Here is a 276-nt window from a genome sequence, read left to right as displayed (position 1 = left end):
GTTCTGAAGCCATTTATCGATATGGTAAAGAAATATGGCACTCCATACGTCGGCGGCGCGTTCTGCACTGACAGATTAAAACTCGTTCCCTTCACCAAATACTGTGATGACCATTTCGGGCGAGGGAATTACACCACGTGGATTGGCATCAGAGCTGATGAACCGAAGCGGCTAAAGCCAAAGCCTGGAATCAGATATCTTGCTGAACTGTCAGACTTTGAGAAGGAAGATATCCTCGCATGGTGGAAGCAACAACCATTCGATTTGCAAATACCG

1 protein-coding gene is annotated in these 276 nt (G+C 46.7%); it reads left to right on the top strand.

What is annotated here, in order from left to right; translation table 11 throughout:
• Nucleotides 1-276 (top strand): adenine nucleotide alpha hydrolase family protein (locus MTCD1_RS21940; protein ID WP_498067572.1); only part of this gene is annotated, 276 nt, incomplete at both ends.

Source organism: Colwellia marinimaniae, assembly GCF_002207865.1.
GTDB lineage: Bacteria > Pseudomonadota > Gammaproteobacteria > Enterobacterales > Alteromonadaceae > Colwellia > Colwellia marinimaniae.
Note: the sequence above shows the minus strand (reverse complement) of the source record. Positions and strands in the feature narration are given on the sequence as shown.